The sequence below is a fragment of the Coleofasciculus sp. H7-1 genome, assembly GCF_057473865.1.
The window spans coordinates 51,823-72,804 of record NZ_JBYCCT010000077.1 but is presented as its reverse complement, the minus strand read 5'-3'; the positions used below and the strand labels follow the sequence as shown (position 1 = coordinate 72,804).

The window sequence follows — 20,982 nt, the reverse complement described above, 5'->3', positions numbered from 1 at the left end:
TCCCATCGCCTCACGATGCTGAGAAATCGATTTTTTCAGCATGACCCCAGAACGCTTCCAGATTATAAAATTCGCGCTCTTGAGGCAACAAGATGTGAATGATTACATCCCCGTAGTCCAAAAGTACCCAGCTGCCCTCTGCCTTTCCTTCCACCCGCAGAGGCAGCTGTTGCAACTCCATTTCTACTTTCTGTTCAATCGACTGGGCGATCGCTCTCACTTGGACTCTGGAGAAGCCGGTAGCGATCGCAAAGTAATCCGCCAGGTAGGATACCTCTCCCACCTGGAGCAATACAATGTCAGCCGCTTTGCGGTCATCAGCGGCTCTGGCAGCGGTCAAAGCCAGCTCTTTGCTTGCTTTTCGTTTATCTGCATTGACAGCCAATCGAGCAGAAGCATTCGTGTCGGTTCCGTTAGAGATGAATGCTTCGCTCTCAAGAGAGGAATCTACCTTGAACTGTTCTGACATTAAATCCTGATTTCCTTGTTCAAAAACACCTATAATTTCCTTCAAAATTGATTCAACTCACAGCCACTGTACTAGAGAAATGCTGAAGTTTCTATTTTAATTTTTGAATCGATCTTCAGCTTTTTATGGCTTCCTTTAACTTTTCATTTCATTTATCCTTCATCCTTTATGCTTCGGGTTGCTGCTTTTTGCTAGCGATTTGAAGTGCCCAATTACGGCTACGGATCGTTCGAGGGTGAATTAAGCAACGAGTATCGAGTAGATATTTCAGGGAATAATCGCAAGTTAGCCAAACAGCTTTGTAGAGATTTTGCCAAGCAACTTGTCTTAAAGCTTCTAACTCAGGAGTATTGCCTCTTCCTGGCTCCAGAGTATCAGCCAAAAACACGATACAACTCAATCCACTCATTCCCGGTCTGCCTAAGGTGTGATCCTGGATTGCCTGCAAAATTTCTTCATCAAATATTCCAAATTTGTCTCTGGCAACAATTGCACTGACATCTGCGTGCAACAGATGCGGATTTTCTTCATCCACCGGGTCTAATTCCAATCCTTCTTCTCGTGCCATTTGCAACAGCACCGAAGGCTTAAAGTATTTCGCTAGGTCATGCATCAACCCCGCTGTAGCGGCTTTTTCCACGTCGAGTTGATAATGCAGCGCTAGCTCAATAGCCATCTGCTCGACGCCTAGAATATGTTTGATTCGAGCGGCAGGGACACGATCTGCTAACCAGGCTAAGACCTGTTCGCGCATTGGGCGAGGAACTCCGTAGGGCTATCGGGACAGATGTTAAGGACAAAGCCTTGGGGTTTGGGCGATCTCTGGTTCCCAGGATATAAACGCTAGGCATCGCGCGATCGCCACTTCAAACCGATAACCATTTTGCTTTCATTCTAGATCAATGAAGCCTAACCTCATCAAACAGCTTCTCATACTGCTCCAAGGCGTGCTCGAAGGAGTAATTTTCTATAGCATATTGTCTGCCTTGCTGACCCAGGGTTTCTGCTTTGTCAGGATTTTGATATAAGTCTAAAATTGCTGCCGCCAGAGCCTCAGGATCTTCTGGGGGAACGACGACGCCGCCGCCGCTATGCTGCACTGCTTTAGCTGCCGTACCACTAGCGGGAACAGAAGCCAGAATCGCCCTACCGCTGGCTAGCAGCACCTGAATTTTAGAAGGCATATTGAAGGAAATCACGTTTTCCTTTTGCATCACCAACCCTACATCCGCCGCTGCCAGTAGTTCCGGCAATTTTTTGCGGTCTTGAAATCCCTGTACCAACACGTTTGGCGCATTCACTTTTTGACTGTATAACTTCAAGTCATCTATGGCTTCTTTTTCTCCCACAATCACCACAGAAATGTCTGGAATATGTCGCAGGCGAGCTGCCGCATCGATCAAAGTCGTTAAGGGTTGGGTGCGACCGATGTTACCGGAATAGAGAACCACAAATTTGCCGTCAAGTTGGTGAGCGGCTCGAAAATAATTATTTTCTTTGGGCAAAGGTTTAATAAATTCAACATCGACCCAGTTGGGAATTAACGCAATTTTGCTTTCCGGGACTCCTTTGCCAACTAAATTATCAACAAATCCATCGGCAATGACGCTAATCTTCGTTGCGGTTCGGTAGGCAAATTTTTCTAGCTTTTCAAAGATGGCAATTATCCGTTTGTTGGTGAGCAACCCCGTATGAACTGCGGCATCCGGCAAAATATCCTGGAGGTTCAACACCACCGGACAGCGGTGTAACCATCCCAGTAGCGCGGCTGGAACGGAAGCTGGCAGGGGCGGTACGGTTAACAAAATCACGTCTGGTCGCCTGCCTTTGAGGGCATGGACTAAGCTGATCAGGACAAAGCTGGCATCTAATAGAATTCGATCTATCAAACCCGGTTTCGGGCGAATCCAGACGTAATTGCGCTGAATGGCTACGCCATTTATTAGTTCTGTTAGGTACAATTTCCCGTTATATTCGTCGTAGATGCGCCGTTGCGGATAGTTTGGCATGGCAGTGACAACTCGCACTTGATGACCTTTTGCTACCAAACCTTCCGCTAGTTCGGTCATCAAGGGGGCAATGCCGATTGGTTCCGGATGATAGTTGTAGGAGTAAATCAATATCCGCATGATCTAGGTCTTACCAAATGTTTAGCACCAAGCTTCTACCTAGTCTAATCGGGGGTAGTGGTATGTTGGTACGATCGCGCATCGTCTTTGAGTAAGAATCTGCTTTTTCTCGGTCTACAAGCGCGATCGCTATTGTAAATGAGATTCACTCCCGGTTGTGCGAGGCAGCAGCACCTCGATGAGAAAGCGAATGTTCTTCAGTTTTAGCGAATTCTTCTTCGCATCAACAAGCAATTCCGTTCGTCAGGCATTCGCGTGTAATCGAGTTCATCTGTGAATTGTTGCATAAATATTAAACCCCGACCCCCTTCATTCTCCAGCGGATCAAAATCCTTTTGACCCACTAATTGCAGCTTTGATTGCAGCTTTGCTGGCAAATTAAACGGTTTTCCATAGTCCCAAATCCGCATTTCCAAATAGCCAATATAGACTTTTACCTCAATCTGAATTGGGGTGGTTGGGGGCAATGAAGAATGAGCGTGGCGAATCACATTCGTAAACCCTTCAGTTAAGGCTACCTGGGACTGCCACCATAATTCATAGGGCAGTAGGGGTAGAGTAAGTTGCTCAAACCATTGCAAAACTTCTGTTAAAGCATTTAAATCCGTCTCCACCTGAAGGCGGGATTGTGCTATTGGTTGTTCCTTTGTCATTAACAGAAGTAATTGAGGTTTCCTAATAAGCACCACTGTTTTTGCGAAATAAAATTAGGATTGTTTTGACAATTAACTTGAGGTCGTAGATCAGGCTCCAGTTCTGTTGGTAGCGCAAATCCAAGCGAATCACGTCTTCAAAATTGCGTACTTGCGATCGCCCATTCACCTGCCACTCACCCGTCATTCCCGGTTTTACATCTAAACGCTGCCATTCCGGAACTTCGTAGCGTTCCACTTCATCGGGTGTCGGGGGTCTAGTACCGACTAAACTCATCTCCCCTTTCAGGACATTCCAAAACTGCGGCAGTTCATCCAGACTCGTCTTCCGTAAAACTCGACCCACTCGCGTTACTCGCGGATCGTTTTCATTCTTGAAAAAGGCTCCACTGGCTTGATTCTCGATTGTGTTTTTCAGTGCTTCCGCGTTTACGCACATTGAGCGGAATTTCCACACCTGAAACCGTCTTCCCATCCAACCGCAACGGATTTGACTGAAAAAAATCGGTCCTGGATCGTCGATCTTAATGGCAATGACGATGGGAATCAACAAAATTGCCGCGATCGCTAAACCCACCAGCGATCCCACCACGTCAATACCACGTTTAATCCACGAGCGCACGGAAGGATGAGTCGTCGGTAGCTGATTTTCTGATTTTTTGCCAGGGGTTGTCGTTGCGCTTTGGCTTGGCGGCTCGATCGTCAAAACCTGATCCAGTCCCGTCATCGATAACACTGCCATCACTTGAGGATGGACACCCCGGAGTACCAATTCGACTCCTTTTTCCCGCGCTAGCTTTACATTACTGACCAGCGCACCAATGCCACTGCTATCGATAAATGTGGTCTGACTCAAATCAAAAACTAATTGCTGAGTAACGGCACTCTCTTGTAAGAATTGCTGACAGCTTTTCTTAAAAGCCACGGCCTCAAGAACAGTAAGCCGAGGGGGTAGTTGGACTACAGGAGTGTCGTTGAAGAACGTAATCCGAAAATCTGCATCGGGGAGCGGTCCAACCATGTAAACCTGGTACTAAGGTGCCATCTTAATATTTTGAAAAATATTTGAGATTAGTCAATTCAACTTCATTAAAAAATTTTGTAAAGATTATTTTATTTTTTTGAGATAATTTCACCTCAATCAAGTTCATCGAGAGTCTATACTAGCACTGAAATAGCGAGTTGTACTAAGAAATTTTTTTTGAACCCGCTTCTGCGGGTATCATCGAGCAAACAGCTTGGCGGCGGTTAAAAATTGTAGCTAAGGCTGAGTTATTTCAGTTACCGACCGGAATCATCAATATCAGCAGAACTATCAAGCGGTGAGAAGACTGGCTGGTTAAACAGCTGTTAAGAGCGATCGCACTTAACAGCACGCGGAAAGTCAAGCCTACTTCCAGCATGGTTAATCAGGAACTCAAGGCAGATAATGGGATTAGTAGACACCTTAGACTAAACCGAGTACGGAGCGAACCAGTCGCATCTCAAGTCAGAGCAAAAATGATCCCTAAAACTGCCGACTATCCCACTGCGCGGCTGATTGAAGTCTTCTCCGCCATTCAAGGCGAAGGACTGAATGTAGGCACCCGCCAAATATTTATCCGCTTTGCCATCTGCGACCTGCGCTGCCACTTTTGCGACAGTGCCCACACCTGGTTAGCTCCAGATAAGTGTAGCGTGGAGCTAACACCTGGGCAAAGAGACTTTGAAACCCACTCGAATCCAGTGCCTAGCCAAGTATTACTAGAATGGATTCAACGGCAAAATCAACCCGGTTTGCACGACAGCATCAGCCTCACGGGCGGCGAACCGCTGCTTCATGCTCCCTTCCTGGTAAAATTTCTGCCTGCTTTGCGCCACTCCACAGGATTGCCAGTCTACCTGGAAACCGGCGGTCATCGTCCAGAACAACTAGCCCCGATTTTGCCCTTCCTAGACTCTGTAGGCATGGATATGAAGCTGCCTAGCGTCAGTGGAGAACAGCGGTGGAAAGCGCACGGGGAATTTCTCCAGCTTTGTCATGATTCACAGGTTGATAGTTTTGTCAAATTAATTATTTCTAGTCAAACTGAGCCATCTGAGCTGGAACAGGCAGCTGAATTGGTGGCAGCAGTTAGCCCCGCTATCCCGGTGTTTTTACAGCCAGTGACACCCCTACCAATGCCCCATCATCTGCCAGTGTTTGCCCCAACGCCCGCGCAGGTTCTGGAGTGGCAGGCATTAATGAAGCGAAGTCTCAAGCAAGTGCGAGTTGTGCCACAAACTCACAAAATGCTGGATCAACTTTGATTCAAAAGGTTCTGACAATCTCAACTTATTAAAAAACTACGAGCAAACACGGTGGTTGTATGAAGAATGTATGAAGAAGAACGGACTTTATGTGAAATTACTGTGTAAACACTTGATTTAAGGTTGTCGTTAAACTTTTCTAAACCCCATCTTAAAGTCAAAGTCTGATGCTGAGAAAGTAAAATTTCTAGGGGTCGGACATGGTTCAATCAAGGCATTGGCTTTCAGCGTTGAGTTGCTCCCTGGCGATATCTGTAGTGAGTATCGCGGCAAATACTACCTCTGCTTACGCAGTTTCCTTGGTCAACAATCTCACGATTCCAGGTAACAGTACGGATCTATCTCCTCTCAATGGCGGCATGGGTGGTGCCAACGTCAACCGTTTGGCACTTTTCTCGGATCTCTACTACGACCGCTATCAAAACGTATATTACAGCCTCCCTGACCGGGGACCTGGGGGAGGTGTTATTAGCTACAACACGCGAATCCAGAAGTTTTCTCTAGATGTTGACCCAAACACGGGGGCAATCAGCAACTTCAAGCTGCTAGACACCATTCTGTTTACTAAAAACGGTAAAAACTTCAACGGATTAAACCCCAGCCTACTCAACAGCGATGCTGGAGTTCTCGGTCTCAGTTTTGATCCAGAGGGATTTGCTGTTGCCCCTAATGGCAATTTCTACGTTTCCGACGAATACGGTCCATCTGTATATGAGTTTAGTTCAGATGGTTCGTTCATCAGGGCGTTTAAGACACCAGAAAATATTATCCCAAAAGTTGGCAGCAGCTCCAACTATGTGGATGGTCAAGGAACGATTACCAGCGGTCGCCAGGATAACCGAGGTTTTGAAGGGTTGACTCTCAGCCCTGATGGCACCAAACTATATGCAATTCTGCAAGACGCCCTGGTTAACGAAGGGTCTAACGAAGGGTCTGCTGATGGACGCTACAGCCGTAACGTGAGATTGGTGGAATTTAACACGGCGACGGGTGAGAGCGTCGCTCAGTATATTTACCAGCTAGAAACTATTGCAGACATCAACGAGCGCATTCCCGGTACTAAAGATGATTTCAAGAAGAATGCCCAAGGTCGCAACATTGGCGTTAGTGCTATTACAGCGCTGAATGACAAGGAGTTTTTGGTGCTGGAACGGGACAATCGAGGGTTGGGCGTGGAAGACACCGCAAGCAGCAAACCTGTTGGCAGCAAACGGGTTTACAAGATTAACCTGACCGATGCCACGGATGTCAGCAGCATCAGTTTGGCAGGCAGCAATATGCTACCAGTTAGCGTAAATGCTGTGAATAAGTCTCTGTTTCTGGACATTGCAGATGCTTTGGCAGATGCTTTTAAGGTCATCCCAGAAAAGTTTGAAGGTTTGGCAATTGGCCCTCAACTCGCCGATGGTTCCTATGCTCTGTTGTTGGGTACCGATAACGACTTCAGCGTTACTCAAAATGGTGACGATGTCCAGTTTGATGTTTGCACGGGTGGCACTCAGGTACCTATTGACCAAGGGTGCCCAGCGGGTGAAACTTTGATTCCCAGCTTTCTCTACTCATTTAAGGCTAGTAGTGCAGAGTTAACTGGATTTGTTCCGCCCGTAAAGCCGCTAGAAAAGGTTCCAGAACCAGTTTCCAATGCTGGGCTAGTGTTACTAGGATTAGGTGGTTTCTGGCTCAAGCGGCGGCAGCACGGTTCGGCTAAGTAATATCAAATCCGTTGAAATAGTCATCATTTCTGAATTTATCCCCAACCCATCTTTGCTAGCCAAGATGGTTGGGGATCGGTTTATAGAATCGAGGTTGAGCCTGAGAACGAGCTGGTGAATGCTCTGTATTCCCAAAATTCAATGCTTTTGGGAAATTTTGGGAACGATAAGGGTTTAAGTTAAGGGTTCGCTGCGCCTTTGACTTTAGCTTTGGCTTTGGCAGCACTACGCTTGAGGGCAGAAAGCCGCGTTTCGTATTTGCTCCGTTGCCGTTTGTTTGGGGTTAGCTCTAGTAAAGCTTTCAACGCGCTACCCAGACTTTTGTAGGCGTTGGGGAGGGAATAACCAAAGCGGGTGGCAAGCGCGATCGCTTTCTCATCCGCTTCAATCATCTCTTTTACCTGCTTCTCCCCACTATTTTTTTGATACAATCTCCAGCCTGAGACGCCACACAACGCCAAGGCTAATATCAACAGCAAGCCATCTTGCACCCACAGTTCGCCGACAGCACCGCCTAAACCAATCGCTAGCGCCGCCATTTCCCAGCCATCTCTAGGGATGGTGTCGTTTTGAATTCGGGCGACTTCGTGCCAAAACAGCAAATTCCGCTGATCGAGTGCTAGCTGATCCCATTTCACCAGATCAATTTGAACCTCGATTTGATCCTTGCCAATTTCTTCACAGCGGATCAGGGGTGGATTCACTTCAGTCGTTCCTTCGACTGTTACCCAGCTTTGCAATTCTGGCGGCAGTAAGGTTTTTAAACGCCGGAGTTCGCTCATCTCAGCTCTAGCAGAAGAGGTTGCATAGGATGTCATAGTCGTCCAGCCCCAGGAAATTCGCTTTTCAATACTAAGGTTATTACTTTGGAGTATAGCGATCTTCGCGCTCGGATTCAGATTCTATTCAGAGGGGAATATTCCCCGCTTCTTACGCGCTTCCATTGCTCTCTCTAACATTTGCAGTAAGCCAGGAGCTTCTTCTTGAAGGGTGAGCAGTAGTCTTTCTCCCATTTCTCGATCGCCTGGATCTTTGCCGGTTGCCATTACCTCTTTCAGACGAGGCATCGCTACATTATCAATAATTTGAATTAAACCTGACAAACAACGGTTGAATTGTTTTTCGGTGAGACTTGAATCTTCCAAGGGAAACTCAATGATGGCACGGATTTCGCCATCGTTTGGGTCATATTCCCATTGCAGCATTTTGGTTTCCCAGGAAATGCACAGCATTGTCTGGAGGAGCGCTTCTTTGTAAGGATGGTCTTTAACTCCAGATATAACTTGGGGAGCAAATACCTTAAAAAATTCCCCATCCTCATCCAGCTGGACAACAATTAAGAATTCGTCTACGTTTTCAGCTTGCACACCTGTCAGAATTCGGTACGCTTCTTCATCGATATGGTATTTCCAACCTTGGTTGTCTAGATACGTGGCAATCTGTCGTAAAGTAGCGCCCATGACAGCCTCGCTGCGTCAGGTTGAGCAGGAATAACACGACACAGTATAACGTGCTATCTGACAACGGCATAGAGAAAGCCGTCTTTAGGTAGGGCTTGGGGCGATCGCATACTCGCGCTGTTCTTATCAGGGTTTGGTTTGGAGCTAGGACAGCGATCGCGTCTTTTCTTTCTCAAGCAACTTTGCTGCGAAAAACGCAACGCCAGATGCAAGTGCGATCGCTTGATTCTGCTGCGTCCTGATCGCACAGGTGAGATGCCTGCGGTACGGTTCAAATTTGCCTACCGCTGGTAGGAACGACCGCCAAGATATAGTGCTGCTGCAAGAGCAATTCCAGGTAATGTAATGACTGCTGCCAACGGAGAGCGTAACCAACTCGCTTGCTCGTACCGTTCCCGATAATAAGTAGACCTAAGAGAACAGGGTTGAGCGGAACTGACTGAACCCAATAAAATGCTACTGGCGATCGCAGTGCTAGAGGCGATCGCTACCAAAGAGAATTTTGTTTTCATACAGTTTTCTTCTCCTACTCGTTTTAGTGCCGGTAACGATCACGAGAGCGATCGCGCAAAGTTTTCATTTAATTCTAGCTGGCTATGACTCAACTGGGGTGGAATGCTACGCAAGTGCAAAAAAGGGGAGTGCGATCGCTTCCTTTGAGATTGGCGAGAGGAAGAATTGCGATCGCGTAGCGTCTGTTTTTTAAAATAACTCCTTCTTCAGTTCACTAGGGAATTCAGCCTAAGTAGGACACTCAGAAGAGGCTTGGCAATTTTTGAGAGTACTTTCCAGTGCTTTTAGTAATCTGGAGCTAGAATTATGCCATAATTGACATATTTGTTTTTGGGTTAATGACTATGAGTTACTTAAAGTGAGGATGTAGCGTTAGCGCTCACATCTTCCCACTGACAAGCGGATAGTTTAAGGTCAATGATAGGCGACCGGAATCTTGTAGCTTATAAAAATATTTATGTTGTGGCATTGACTAAAAGCGATCGCTCTTTTCCCTCTCTTCCTCCCTTGTCCTTGGCGTCTTTGCGGTTCGTAAAAAAAAGAGCGATCGCCATTCGATCCTTTATATCAGGCTGGCTCGACTTATCGTTTTAAATCTTCATCCCTGGAAAAAATATTAACCCAGTAAAACCAGGCACTAAATAAATAGAATAAATCTCTCCAGAACCTTCTGCCAAATTCAAAACTTCTCGCAAATTTTCTCCATGAGCAATTATTCCCTTAGCATTGTAAGCAATATATTGATGATCGTAATTTTTTAATTGTTGCCGATTGCGGTTCAGCCATTTCAACATCTCACGGCTTTCATCGGAAGAGGGTGTTCTACTCATAGATTTTGCTAGTGATAAAAGTAATAGGAGCGATCGCATTCAGATCGCTCCTATTCTTCATTATCTCTTACACCCCTCACCGAAAAGTGGAGAGGGGCTGTTCTTGTGAGGTTCCTAAATCTTCGCTTCTTCCCTCACCAACTTATCCCAACCCAAATCCTTGAGGTTGTTATTTCGGCGCAGCGGACGAGTCACCAACTCCAGAATGTCACGAGCATTTGTAAAGCCGTGAATCTGAGCAAAAGTGAACTCAACCGACCACTTAGTGTTAATTCCCCGTGCTTCCAGCGGGTTGGCGTGAGCCATACCAGTAATTACCAAATCTGGCTTCAGTTCGTAAATGCGCTGAATTTGGTTGTAGTTGTCTGGCTTCTCCACAATCCTAGGCGTTGGTACACCCATTTCGTGGCAAGTTTTCTCTAGCAGCGTCAACTCAGCGGCTTGATAGCGCTTATCCATGTAGGGGATGCCGATTTCCGGGCAAGTCATGCCGCAGCGCACCAGGAAACGAGCCAGGGAGATTTCCAGCAAGTTATCGCCCATGAAGAAGACAGATTTGCCGCGAATCAACTGGAGGTAGTCTTCCAAATTTGCCCAGATTTGCGCTTCCCGTTCATCTAGTCCTTTGGGTTCAATCCCAAACACCGAGCAGATTTTCTCAATCCAGGCGCGGGTGCCGTCAGGACCAATCGGGAAGGGTGCGCCGATGAGTTTGCACTTGCGGCGACGCATCAGCGTGGTGGCGGTGCGGCTGAGGAAGGGGTTCATGCCAGAGACGTAGTAGCCTTCTTCCAGAACTGGCAATTCGGTGTAACGCTTGGATGGCAACCAACCAGAAACTTTTATACCTTGCTTTTTCAGTTCTAGTGTCAGATTGGTAACAACGGGATCGGGGAGAGAACCGAAGAGAACCAGTGGCGGATGCTTGACATATTCCGACTCATCTGCGGCGACATCTTCTTTCTTTTTGCCGAAGTTGAGCAGAGAAGCGATCGCATTCCTTTCTTTCTTCTCAGTTTCTACCACGGGCGCTTTATCGGGACAACGGGCAGCCATCGCCGCTAGCACGGTGTCTTCCCCTTGGGTAAAGGCGTAGTCTAAACCATTCGCACGAGCCGTCACAATGGGGATGCCAATTTCGGATTCCAGCTTGGGTGCCAAGCCTTCCAAATCCATTTTGATGATTTCGGTGGTGCAGGTGCCAATCCAAACAATTACACTGGGGTTGCGATCGCGTTTAATTTGCAAACACAGCCGCTTCAACTCTTCATAATCATTCAACTGAGCCGAGATATCTCCTTCTTCCAACTCAGCCATCGCATAGCGTGGTTCCGCAAAAATCATCACCCCCATCGCGTTTTGTAAGAAGTAGCCACAGGTTTTCGTCCCGATAACTAAAAAGAAACTATCTTCTATCTTTTGGTACAACCAAGCTACGCAGCTGATAGGACAAAATGTATGATAATTTCCAGTTTCACACTCAAAATTAAGCGCTTGCGGTTCTGTATTAGCAAGGGTCATAGTAAAGGTTTCCTCTCAAATTTTTAATTGGTCATTAGTCAAAAGGTTATTAGTTATTAGTCATTCGATGGACAAAGAAATTCTGACTTAATGACTCATAACTATTGACAAATTACTCAGAATCTGGCAGAAAAGCGACAATCTCTGCATCCTTCGTTTTGGCAGCGTCTTCCGAGCGTTTGTTAACTTTTAGCGCTGCCAAGGAAAGCGATGCTTTTTGTAAACTCCCTCGCAAGATTCATCCACCTTGGCAGCGATGCGACTGGGTGATTGGGCGATATTAGCAGCAGCAGGCAGCATTTTGACTTCATCTGCATTTGTTTGCTCAGCCGGTACTGCCTCTAGCTCCAAATCGGGATCGAAGTTTAGCCCTAAGGTTGCCACAATTCGATCGGGATCTGCATTGAGATCCACCATTAGAGGAAGCATTTCAGTAAATTGTGGGTCTAGCGTCGATAGCGTTGCCACAATGAAGCTAGAGGTAGGGCGTCTTTGCCCTTCAGATGTCACCCAGACTTGCAGACGATTGAGCCAGTGGCGATTTTTCTGGTAGTAGTCTAGCCATTTAGCTTTGACCGATTGACGCAGCTGCTCGGTATTCACAGTTGGACTTGATGCTGATGAAAATAATCTAGTTTGGAGAATGGTGCATAACAATACGCACGTCAAAATTGACACTAAAAGCATTGAGCCATTCTCCCTTAGATTTCTAAACCATCATCATATCTAGCTCTTGTTCTTCAGTCTTCACCTCTGGCTTGGTGGGATTGAGGTAGAAATCAGACAGCAAGGAGAACAACTCGCGGTCTGGAGAATCGTTAGGCACAACACCCTCTGGACGCGCCAGAATTTGGTCGGCAATGTTGAGGTAGTAATCGCAGACGTAGTTGAGCGAGGGGTCAGTCTCTGCCATTTCAAACAGAGTTTTGCCCTTAACGCGGGAAACGCGAATGTCTTCAATCAGCGGCAATACTTCCAGCACCGGCATCGGTACCGCAGAAATGTATTTCTCGATCAGGTCGCGCTTAGAGGTGCGATTGCCAATCAATCCGGCAAGACGCAAGGGGTGAGTCCGAGCTTTTTCACGGACAGAAGCGGCAATCCGGTTGGCTGCAAACAGGGCGTCAAAGCCATTGTCAGTGACAATCAAGCAGTAGTCGGAATAGTTGAGGGGAGCTGCAAAGCCGCCACATACCACGTCACCCAGTACGTCAAACAGAATGATATCGTACTCATCGAAGGCGTTCAGTTCCTTGAGTAACTTCACGGTTTCGCCTACCACATAACCGCCGCAACCAGCACCGGCTGGGGGACCCCCTGCTTCTACGCAATCGACGCCGCCATAGCCTTTGTAGATGACATCTTCAGCCCAGACATCTTCGTAGTGGTAGTCCTTTTCTTGGAGCGTGTCGATAATCGTGGGAATCAGGAAGCCGGTGAGGGTAAAGGTGCTGTCGTGCTTGGGGTCACAGCCAATTTGCAGGACTTTCTTGCCGCGTCTGGCTAGAGCCACAGAGATATTGCAGCTGGTTGTGGATTTGCCGATTCCGCCTTTTCCGTATACTGACAGTTTCACTCGCTTCGTCTCCTATAGTTTCATTTCAAACCAGGATGGTTGTCTTTGGTGTTAGGCAGGGCATGAATAGGGTCGCTGCCGAAGAAAGCCAGCCGTAGATTGCTTTTTATCTGGGTATGAACTGCATTATTGTCCAACTGCCGCAGAAAATAAAGGGGTTAGAGGAAGGGATCGGGTACTAAACGCGATTATTTAGAAGATTATATTTTTAAAATCTTCTCCCTTCTCTCTAAAAGCTTATAAAGCTGTAATTTACAGTTATTGCAACTTTTATGTTCTTTTATTTAATAATTTGGAACAAAAGACAAAAATGTCCAGGCTAATGGAACACGCTGACACTACAACGTGAAACCGAGTCTTTCAGACTATTTAGGACTCTGGCGACAACGGCACTGGTCGAGAAAGTCTTAAACTGCACGGATAACTCGGATTGACTTCGCCTAATCGGCTACACTGGCTGAAGCAGATGGCTAGTTAAAACGCTCACAGAGGCATCTGCAAGTAAAGTGGGGATTTTGGTGAATAATTATTAATTTTTGAGAGACTGTTTTCCAGAAATCCGAGTTGAGGTCATGGTCACAGAGAAGATCGCTTCAGGGAAGGGATGAGGCTAAAATCAATCATAGAAAGGGGAAGAGGGGTGGTTTTGCGGAGCGCCTCGTGTCCCGAAGCAATCCGTCGGCATGACAGAGACTAAGGCGATCGCTACCTCTCATCGGCAACACTTCTTGACTAGGCTTAAATTAGAACGCCATCTTTTTCTAAGGCGTATGCGTTGATTTATTGAAAGCCTTAGAGTCGGATTTTAGTTAAATCGGCTATATCTATATGAATACAGAAAGTGACATTCTCATCATCGGCGGCGGCGTGATCGGCTTAGCGATCGCCCTCGAACTTCGCTTACGGGGGGCAACCGTCACCGTCCTGTGCCGCGACTTCAACTCCGCAGCGGCTCATGCCGCCGCTGGAATGCTGGCACCCCAGGCAGAAGGGATTCCGACCGGCGCAATGCTGGATTTGTGTATGCGGAGTCGGGATTTGTATCCGGACTGGGCGAGTAAACTGGAAGCGATCGCTCTTGTATCCATCGGCTACTGGCCTAGTGGCATCTTGGCACCCGTTTATGTCAAGACTGAGCAACGAGGACTCAGGACTGAGGAAGAAAATGCCATACTCACTCCTCAATCCTCAGCACTCTGGTTAGATAAGGATGCTATTCATCAAATTCAACCAGGACTGGGTTCAGATGTAGTTGGTGGTTGGTGGTATCCCGAAGATGGTCAAGTAGACAATCGGGCTTTAGTTCAAGCATTGCGGGTGGCGGTGAGAGAACTGGGTGTAAATTTATGCGAAGGCGTTGCAGCTGAAGCACTCCAGCAACAGAAGCGGCGAATCAGCTGCGTCAGAACAGCATCTGGGGATTTTCGCGCTCAACACTATGTCTTAGCCACCGGCGCTTGGTCAAATGAATTGTTGCCAATTCCAGTAAGTCCGAAAAAGGGTCAAATGCTATCCGTGCAAGTGCCTGGGTTTAACCAAGAAGGGTTGCCCATACAGCGAGTGCTGTATGGTTCAGACACTTACATCGTGCCGCGTCGGGATGGACGACTGATAATTGGAGCCACTAGCGAGGATGTGGGATTCACACCCCATAACACTCCAACCGGGATACGAACCTTACTGGAAAGTGCGATTCGCCTTTATCCCGCCTTGCAGCACTTTCCCATCCAAGAATTTTGGTGGGGATTTCGACCGGCGACACCCGATGAGTTACCCATTCTCGGTTCTAGCGCTTGCGAAAATTTAACGCTGGCAACGGGTCATTACCGCAACGGAATTCTGCTAGCACCCGTGACGGCTTCCTTGCTGGCAGACCTAATTTGGGAGCAAAAGTCCGATCCCCTGTTAGACCATTTTCACTACTCTAGGTTCTACGCTAAAACTAGCCCCGTCAATGCAACTCCAACCATGCTTCAATTAAGCCATCCCTCTGAATCCGGGCGATCCCAAGGGTTGTCCCTACCATTAAATCGCTCTTTAGAACTGCCATCCGATCCTTTAATTATTGCGGGTCGGACTTTTCGCTCTCGCCTGATGACTGGTACCGGCAAGTATCGCAGCATCGAAGAAATGCAGCAAAGTATTGCTGCTAGCGGTTGCGAAATTGTTACGGTGGCGGTGCGCCGGGTACAAACAAAAGCGCCCGGACATGAAGGGCTGGCTGAAGCGCTGGATTGGACAAAAATCTGGATGCTACCCAATACTGCTGGCTGTAAAACCGCTGAAGAGGCGATTCGAGTGGCGCGTCTGGGGCGGGAGATGGCAAAGCTTTTGGGTCAAGAAGACAATAACTTTGTCAAGTTAGAGGTGATTCCTGACTTAAAGTATCTACTGCCCGACCCGATTGGCACTTTGGAAGCGGCAGAGCAACTGGTGAAGGAAGGCTTTGCGGTTCTGCCTTATATTAATGCTGACCCCTTACTGGCTAAACGATTGGAAGAGGTTGGCTGTGCGACGGTGATGCCTTTGGGGTCGCCGATTGGTTCCGGACAGGGCATCAAGAATGCAGCGAATATTGAAATCATTATTGAGAATGCTGGGGTGCCGGTGGTGGTGGATGCCGGACTGGCTACGCCCAGTGAGGCAGCGCAGGCAATGGAAATGGGGGCTGATGCCGTGTTGATCAATAGTGCGATCGCACTGGCAAAAAATCCAGCCGCGATGGGTCGTGCAATGGCTCTAGGTGTCGAGGCTGGGCGTCTCGCCTATCAAGCCGGACGGATACCTGTGAAAGTCTACGCCAACGCCAGTTCTCCCCTGACCGGCACGATTACCAGTTAAAGGATAGAGGGGCTGAGGAGAATGTAAATTCAACTTCTACGCAGGGCACTCCTGCACCCAATCGCTACCGAGGTTCTCGCCTCTGGCTGAAGTAGTGTAAAAAATTCCTGCAAAAGATAGAGTTATTAACTCGATTCTTTGTTACAATTATTTACAAAGTTAAGCAAACAAAGGATATCATTCATGCGATATACAACTGAAGACGGCGGACGCTTGAACAATTTTGCAGTAGAACCAAAAGTTTACAAGGCAGAACCCCCTTCCAAGGATCAACAGCGCAACTACCTCTTCATGGGTATCGGAGCGATCGCTCTGCTTAGCAGCTTGATATTTGTTGCCATGTCGGCATCCAATGTAGGCTAAGCACCCACCTGATACTTTTCAGGAACGGGTTAAACAAGGCAAAAGTTAAACAGTAAAAAGAAACAGAATTTCTTTCTTTCGTCTTTTGCCTTCTATTTTGAATTGAACGTAGGTTTACGGTTGAAGGCTTTTTGTAGCTTCTAGCGCATCTTGGTAACTTTCTGTTCTTCCTTGGGACTTAAAAAGGTCTGCGGATTTCTGAAAATCCTTCACTGCGGCTTGGCGATTATTTAATCGTAAGTAGGTAACTGCCCGGTTGTAATAGGCTTCAGCAAATTTAGAATCTAAATTTACCGTCTGAGTATAATCGTCAAGCGCTTTGGCGTGTTCTCCTAGCCGGTTGTAAGCCAAACCCCGATTGTAATAAGCTCTGGCATTCTTGGGGTCGATTCGTAAGGCTTCGGTATAATCGGCAATTGCGGCTTGAGTTTCTCCTCGATCGTCGTGGGCATTGCCTCGGTTGATGTAGACACTCGCATCTTTGGGATTGAGTCGAATCGCCTCGGTGGAATCAGCGATCGCTTGTTGATAATTTTCTAGAAGATAGTAAGAATATCCCCGGTTGCCGTAAGCATTTCCGTACTGAGGATTAATCCGAATCGCCTCAGTATAATCTGCGATCGCTTGCTGGTAATTTCCGAGAACGTGACGGGCATACCCCCGGTTGTAATAGGACTCCGCATCGTTGGGAGCCAGCCGGATCGCTTCGTTAAAGTCTGCGATCGCCCCCTCATAATCACCGGCATCCAGTTTATCAACGCCCCGGTTGTATAAATCAACCGCGCTCATCGCTGCCTTGTTATTATCAGCGGCACTCAGCAACTGGCTGGGTGGCAACTGAGCGTAGACAGCAAGGGGAAGTCCACCAATTAGCGTGGTAATTCCTAAAATGGCGATAGTTCTGCGAATGTTATTCATAGCTTGTCTTTTCTCGCCCCGCTGGAAAGGACTGAGGACTGAAAGCTGAAGACTGATAATTAAGGTAGAAAATAAGCATCAGGGGAAACGTGAAATCTATTTTGTTTTTTCTTCCTCTTGAGTCAGTCCTCAGCACTATTTTCTCACTCAGTCCTCTTGAGTCAGTCCTCAGCACTCTTTTTTTTACGTGCCAGCTGGCTGAGCTTCTTGATCGATGAGCTGGCGGAACTGAATGACATCTTGCCGGGGATCGGCGTGGCTAACTCGGACTTCCAGGCGATCGCCCAGTGCCACTGAGTGGGTGAACCGCATCGCCAACTCCAACCCTAAATCTTCTAACAAAATTAATCCTAATCGGTCATCTTCTCGCAACCATCGCAGCATCAGCGCTTGCCAAACCTGATCGCCATGACGCCGCAGATACTCCAACCCCCAATAACGATTTGTCTGGCGTTCCACTAACCTTGCTTCTTGGGAAGCGGTGCCGATACCCAGCATGACTTCTTGTAACTCTTGCGCTGAGAAGGGGGTGGGTTCGCCGCGCAGGTGCGCCTTTATTTGGAAATGCGCCAGCAAGTCACTGTAGCGGCGGATCGGAGATGTTACCTGAGCGTAGGTTTCCAGCCCCAAACCGGCGTGTCGTCCCGGCGTGATACTCATTTCACTGCGGGGCATACATCCCCGCATTGCACAAAACCTCACGGGTCCCGCTGGCAGCTGCAATAGTTCCTCTTCTGAGGGAAGTTCGGGTTGGGGTTGACTGCGAAAGGGCAGGGGAATATTGTGAGTTTTGCCGTGATGGGCGGCAACTTCACCAGTGAGAATCATCATCTCCGCCACCAATTGGCGTGCGGGTGAGTCTTCTAAAATTTCAATGATGATTTCGTCACCATTTACTTTAATCATCGCCTCTGGCATATGGATGTTAATCGATCCTTGAGACTGCCGCCATAATTGGCGACGTTTCGCCCAAGAAGCGATCGCTGTTATCTCTGGTTCTGCCTGGATACCCAGTTGCAGCATCTCATCCACATCGTCGTAAGTCAGGCGATAGGTCGGCTTAATTAAGCTGGCACAGATGCTATAGTCCTCTACGGCTCCCCTTTCATCCAAAACCACGCCAAAACTCAGCGCCCAACAAATTTTTCCTTGCACTAGGCTCATCGGCCCGGTTGCCAAACTCGGCGGGAACATCGGAATCATCCCCGTCGGTAAATACAACGTCGTGCTGCGCCGTCTAGCTTCTAAGTCTAATTCGTCTCCTGGCGAAACCAAGCGCGAGGGGTCGGCAATGTGTATCCAAAGCCGCTGACGCCCATCGGCGAGGGTTTCCATACTCAAGCCATCGTCTATCTCCTTGGTACTTTCATCATCAATCGTGTACACCTTCAAATGAGTCAGATCCAATCGGTGCTCATCCGGATCGTTCGGCGCGAACTCAGCATACTGCTTAGCCACTTCTATCACCTTGTCTGGAAAGTGAACGGGGATCTGACTGCGCCGCAGATATAGATTTTCGTGAGGACTCCAAAATCCCAAATCCACCAGCAGTTGAAACGCAGCTTGGGGAGTTCCGGGGCGTCCAAGCTCGCTCATGGTTTCCAAAACAGGTGCTGGAGGGGGATAGGCGCGATTCAGAGATTCTTGATTCAGTCCAGCACGGACAACATCTGTCAACAAAGCCGCATATTTTTCAATGGCTTCCAGGCGTTGGCGTTCGCGGCGTTCCCACTCGACCTGTTCGCCTGCGAGTGCCTTTTGCACGCGCTCTACAAATTCTTTTCGTCGCCAGAGCCGTTCTTTTTCGACTTCTATCTGATGTTTCAGTTCTGCTACCTGAGTAGCAGGACGCGGCTCGTAGCGATCGCCTTTTTGCTTGAAATAAAGTCTATCTTCAGACAGCAAATAGTACGCCGCGTAACACAGCGGCGGGCTTTGGTCGGAAAACAGCACTGACGCCATTTCCACATCTGTAACGCTCATCCCATCCTCTACCAACAGTTCCCACGCTACCTCCAAGCCGGTTGGGTCTAGATAGCGCTGTACCTCTTGGAAGAAGCTGGAAATCTGTGCAGGTTTATAACTTTGACCTGCAATCTCATAGGTAATTTGCCGGGGATGGATGGTGTGGGATTGACCTTTCTCGTCTACCACAATCCAGTGCGTTTTGCCCTCTTGACGTTCTGCAACAGCAAGACGCCGCTCTCCATGCAGCCGAAACTCAATTAACGTTCCTTTCTCCACAAGTTTTTGGCTTACGCAGTAGCATTCATTGGACCCATCTATCTACCAGTTTAGCGGCGTGGCGATTGTAGATTGTAGATTTTCGATCTAAGTCCAAAATCCACCCATCCCCAATCCAAAATTGAGTTAACCTTCAGCGTTGATGAAGGGCAATAAAGCCAAAAGGCGTGCCCGTTTAATTGCTACGGTTAAATCTCGTTGTTGCTTGGCTGTTAGACCTGTAATTCGGCGAGGCAGTATTTTACCCCGTTCTGTAATAAATTTCCGCAATAGATCGACATCTTTGTAGTCGATGGGTTCATCAGGTTTAATCGGGGAAAGGCGGCGACGGAAGTAAGTCATCGTTAGTGGTTCGTTGTGAATTGTCAGCGGTCAGCACTCAGCAGTCATTGGTCATTAATATCAGACTAATGACTCAGGACTGATAATTACTTAATTTCTTTGTGGACGGTATGTTTGTTGCAGTGGGTGCAAAACTTTTTCAGTTCAATCCGCGCCGTGGTGTTACGGCGGTTCTTGGTGGTTGTGTATCGGGAAACTCCTGGCGATCGCTTGGCGATGTTGGTGCGACAGTCGGTGCATTCCAACGTCACAATCAGGCGCGCCCCCTTCTTACTTGCCATAATGCTATTTCTACAAAATCCAAGTGGACAAAATTAAACACAAACCATTATTATTTCATACGACGAGTCACTTGAGCAAGTAATTTCTTGACCCTAATATCTAGAGAGTAACCCCGGCGTGTCTGCACGATACAGGTTCGCCCAACGCGATCGTGAAAAGCTTGTTGCCACTCAGCATCTGCAAAAGCCACCCCACAATCCACAGCTAGAGGGCTGATCAGCAGCAGCAAAGAGATTCCGTTCGCCAAACCAATGCTCAGTCCCACCATCGCCAAAACAGCAGCGAATCCCAGAATACCTTCGCGCTTGCATAACTCAAAAAGCCCCGGCGTTTTGCGGTATTTGGGATCGACTACTTTCATATCCATTGCCCAGCGTCCCACACTCTGTCCCTGATTTCTCGCAACCAGAATCACCCGCAAAGCCAGCCATGCGACAATGAAAACCAGGATTTGTGCAATCGGGATGCCCGGAGCATTTGCCCCAAAGGGCAAGCTAAACAGCCAAATAATTAGAAAATCAATCGTAAAAGCAATACACCGTCGCTCAATAGGAACCTTAGGAAATCGGCGGTTGGTTAGTTCGTTACGCATGAAAAATGGCTTTTCCGACGGTCTATTTCTATATTAAGCTTTCAGCTATCCGCTTTTTGTCCGTTGTCCGTTAAGGCATCGATGGGAGCGACGACTGTAGGGTAAGACACTCCAAAAACCGCTTACTAACTAACTGGCATGGGCGGGTTTCATCGGATAGACAAAAGCGACTTACAGATATCTTGGTTAAAAGAGCCGCTATGCAATGCAACTAACCTGTAGATGCGATTAATCAGCGTCTCTACTGA

24 protein-coding genes are annotated in these 20,982 nt (G+C 47.7%); 5 read left to right on the top strand and 19 right to left on the bottom strand.

Translation table 11 applies throughout. The annotated features are described in order from the left end of the window. Window positions 1-10: 10 nt before the first annotated feature. The 6 genes from rsfS to AC2VDX_RS22740 form a co-directional block, all read right to left on the bottom strand. Window positions 11-469 (bottom strand): ribosome silencing factor, encoded by a 459-nt coding sequence (gene rsfS, locus AC2VDX_RS22765; protein ID WP_378177217.1) that lies wholly within the window; start codon window positions 467-469, stop codon window positions 11-13. A gap of 166 nt (window positions 470-635) precedes the next feature. Next, the gene (gene yqeK, locus AC2VDX_RS22760) at window positions 636-1,223 is read right to left on the bottom strand and encodes a bis(5'-nucleosyl)-tetraphosphatase (symmetrical) YqeK (RefSeq protein WP_378177153.1); all 588 of its coding nucleotides are present in this window, start codon (window positions 1,221-1,223) and stop codon (window positions 636-638) included. A gap of 145 nt (window positions 1,224-1,368) precedes the next feature. Next, on the bottom strand, window positions 1,369-2,598 hold the full coding sequence (locus tag AC2VDX_RS22755; RefSeq protein ID WP_378177150.1) for a glycosyltransferase family 4 protein: 1,230 nt from the start codon (window positions 2,596-2,598) through the stop codon (window positions 1,369-1,371). 203 nt (window positions 2,599-2,801) lie between these two features. Then, entirely contained in the window at window positions 2,802-3,251 is a 450-nt protein-coding gene (locus AC2VDX_RS22750) for an ATP-binding protein (RefSeq protein WP_378177147.1), read from the bottom strand. Between the two features lie 22 nt (window positions 3,252-3,273). Then, on the bottom strand, window positions 3,274-4,272 hold the full coding sequence (locus AC2VDX_RS22745) for an anti-sigma factor antagonist (RefSeq protein ID WP_378177144.1): 999 nt from the start codon (window positions 4,270-4,272) through the stop codon (window positions 3,274-3,276). 256 nt (window positions 4,273-4,528) lie between these two features. Further along, window positions 4,529-4,654, bottom strand: a complete 126-nt coding sequence (locus AC2VDX_RS22740; protein WP_378177141.1) for a hypothetical protein — start codon at window positions 4,652-4,654, stop codon at window positions 4,529-4,531. Window positions 4,655-4,751: 97 nt separating this feature from the next. Here AC2VDX_RS22740 and AC2VDX_RS22735 point away from each other — a divergent pair, with 97 nt between their 5' ends. Beyond that, entirely contained in the window at window positions 4,752-5,540 is a 789-nt protein-coding gene (locus tag AC2VDX_RS22735) for a 7-carboxy-7-deazaguanine synthase QueE (protein ID WP_378177138.1), read from the top strand. A 200-nt stretch (window positions 5,541-5,740) separates the two neighbouring features. Further along, on the top strand, window positions 5,741-7,252 hold the full coding sequence (locus tag AC2VDX_RS22730) for an esterase-like activity of phytase family protein (RefSeq protein WP_378177135.1): 1,512 nt from the start codon (window positions 5,741-5,743) through the stop codon (window positions 7,250-7,252). Between the two features lie 179 nt (window positions 7,253-7,431). Here AC2VDX_RS22730 and AC2VDX_RS22725 read toward each other — a convergent pair whose 3' ends face one another. The 4 genes from AC2VDX_RS22725 to AC2VDX_RS22710 all read right to left on the bottom strand — a co-directional run bounded on the left by AC2VDX_RS22725 (window position 7,432) and on the right by AC2VDX_RS22710 (window position 9,224). Continuing rightward, window positions 7,432-8,070, bottom strand: coding sequence for a DUF3318 domain-containing protein (locus AC2VDX_RS22725; protein WP_378177133.1), 639 nt, complete (start codon window positions 8,068-8,070; stop codon window positions 7,432-7,434). Window positions 8,071-8,154: 84 nt separating this feature from the next. Further along, complete coding sequence (locus AC2VDX_RS22720; RefSeq protein ID WP_378177131.1) at window positions 8,155-8,712, bottom strand: hypothetical protein; 558 nt, start codon at window positions 8,710-8,712, stop codon at window positions 8,155-8,157. 53 nt (window positions 8,713-8,765) lie between these two features. Continuing rightward, complete coding sequence (locus AC2VDX_RS22715; protein WP_378177128.1) at window positions 8,766-8,960, bottom strand: hypothetical protein; 195 nt, start codon at window positions 8,958-8,960, stop codon at window positions 8,766-8,768. Window positions 8,961-8,993: 33 nt separating this feature from the next. Next, the gene (locus AC2VDX_RS22710) at window positions 8,994-9,224 is read right to left on the bottom strand and encodes a hypothetical protein (RefSeq protein WP_378177125.1); all 231 of its coding nucleotides are present in this window, start codon (window positions 9,222-9,224) and stop codon (window positions 8,994-8,996) included. 26 nt (window positions 9,225-9,250) lie between these two features. Here AC2VDX_RS22710 and AC2VDX_RS22705 point away from each other — a divergent pair, with 26 nt between their 5' ends. Beyond that, a complete protein-coding gene (locus AC2VDX_RS22705; protein ID WP_378177122.1) occupies window positions 9,251-9,418 on the top strand; it encodes a hypothetical protein in 168 nt (55 codons plus the stop codon). A 397-nt stretch (window positions 9,419-9,815) separates the two neighbouring features. Here AC2VDX_RS22705 and AC2VDX_RS22700 read toward each other — a convergent pair whose 3' ends face one another. The 4 genes from AC2VDX_RS22700 to bchL form a co-directional block, all read right to left on the bottom strand. Further along, window positions 9,816-10,055: a DUF5678 domain-containing protein gene (locus AC2VDX_RS22700; RefSeq protein ID WP_378177119.1), complete on the bottom strand. Its 240-nt coding sequence runs from the start codon at window positions 10,053-10,055 to the stop codon at window positions 9,816-9,818. A 114-nt stretch (window positions 10,056-10,169) separates the two neighbouring features. Then, window positions 10,170-11,576, bottom strand: a complete 1,407-nt coding sequence (locus tag AC2VDX_RS22695) for a ferredoxin:protochlorophyllide reductase (ATP-dependent) subunit N (RefSeq protein WP_378177116.1) — start codon at window positions 11,574-11,576, stop codon at window positions 10,170-10,172. A gap of 189 nt (window positions 11,577-11,765) precedes the next feature. Next, window positions 11,766-12,179: a DUF5331 domain-containing protein gene (locus AC2VDX_RS22690; protein WP_378177113.1), complete on the bottom strand. Its 414-nt coding sequence runs from the start codon at window positions 12,177-12,179 to the stop codon at window positions 11,766-11,768. A gap of 106 nt (window positions 12,180-12,285) precedes the next feature. Then, complete coding sequence (bchL, locus tag AC2VDX_RS22685) at window positions 12,286-13,152, bottom strand: ferredoxin:protochlorophyllide reductase (ATP-dependent) iron-sulfur ATP-binding protein (RefSeq protein ID WP_378177110.1); 867 nt, start codon at window positions 13,150-13,152, stop codon at window positions 12,286-12,288. An 828-nt stretch (window positions 13,153-13,980) separates the two neighbouring features. On the opposite strand from bchL, the gene thiO reads away from it, so the two are divergent. Next, window positions 13,981-15,993: a glycine oxidase ThiO gene (gene thiO, locus AC2VDX_RS22680; protein ID WP_378177107.1), complete on the top strand. Its 2,013-nt coding sequence runs from the start codon at window positions 13,981-13,983 to the stop codon at window positions 15,991-15,993. Window positions 15,994-16,176: 183 nt separating this feature from the next. Then, window positions 16,177-16,356, top strand: a complete 180-nt coding sequence (gene psb34 / locus AC2VDX_RS22675; protein ID WP_378177104.1) for a photosystem II assembly protein Psb34 — start codon at window positions 16,177-16,179, stop codon at window positions 16,354-16,356. Between the two features lie 114 nt (window positions 16,357-16,470). Here psb34 and AC2VDX_RS22670 read toward each other — a convergent pair whose 3' ends face one another. The 5 genes from AC2VDX_RS22670 to AC2VDX_RS22650 form a co-directional block, all read right to left on the bottom strand. Beyond that, on the bottom strand, window positions 16,471-17,274 hold the full coding sequence (locus AC2VDX_RS22670) for a tetratricopeptide repeat protein (RefSeq protein WP_378177101.1): 804 nt from the start codon (window positions 17,272-17,274) through the stop codon (window positions 16,471-16,473). Between the two features lie 183 nt (window positions 17,275-17,457). Next, a complete protein-coding gene (locus AC2VDX_RS22665) occupies window positions 17,458-19,518 on the bottom strand; it encodes a ribonuclease catalytic domain-containing protein (RefSeq protein WP_378177098.1) in 2,061 nt (686 codons plus the stop codon). A gap of 126 nt (window positions 19,519-19,644) precedes the next feature. Continuing rightward, window positions 19,645-19,860 carry a 30S ribosomal protein S18 gene (gene rpsR / locus AC2VDX_RS22660; RefSeq protein WP_378177095.1) on the bottom strand — a complete coding sequence of 72 codons (216 nt, stop codon included), beginning with the start codon at window positions 19,858-19,860 and terminating at the stop codon, window positions 19,645-19,647. An 86-nt stretch (window positions 19,861-19,946) separates the two neighbouring features. Beyond that, the gene (gene rpmG, locus AC2VDX_RS22655) at window positions 19,947-20,141 is read right to left on the bottom strand and encodes a 50S ribosomal protein L33 (RefSeq protein WP_378177092.1); all 195 of its coding nucleotides are present in this window, start codon (window positions 20,139-20,141) and stop codon (window positions 19,947-19,949) included. A gap of 50 nt (window positions 20,142-20,191) precedes the next feature. Further along, window positions 20,192-20,734 (bottom strand): RDD family protein, encoded by a 543-nt coding sequence (locus AC2VDX_RS22650; protein WP_378177089.1) that lies wholly within the window; start codon window positions 20,732-20,734, stop codon window positions 20,192-20,194. Between the last annotated feature and the right edge of the window lie 248 nt (window positions 20,735-20,982).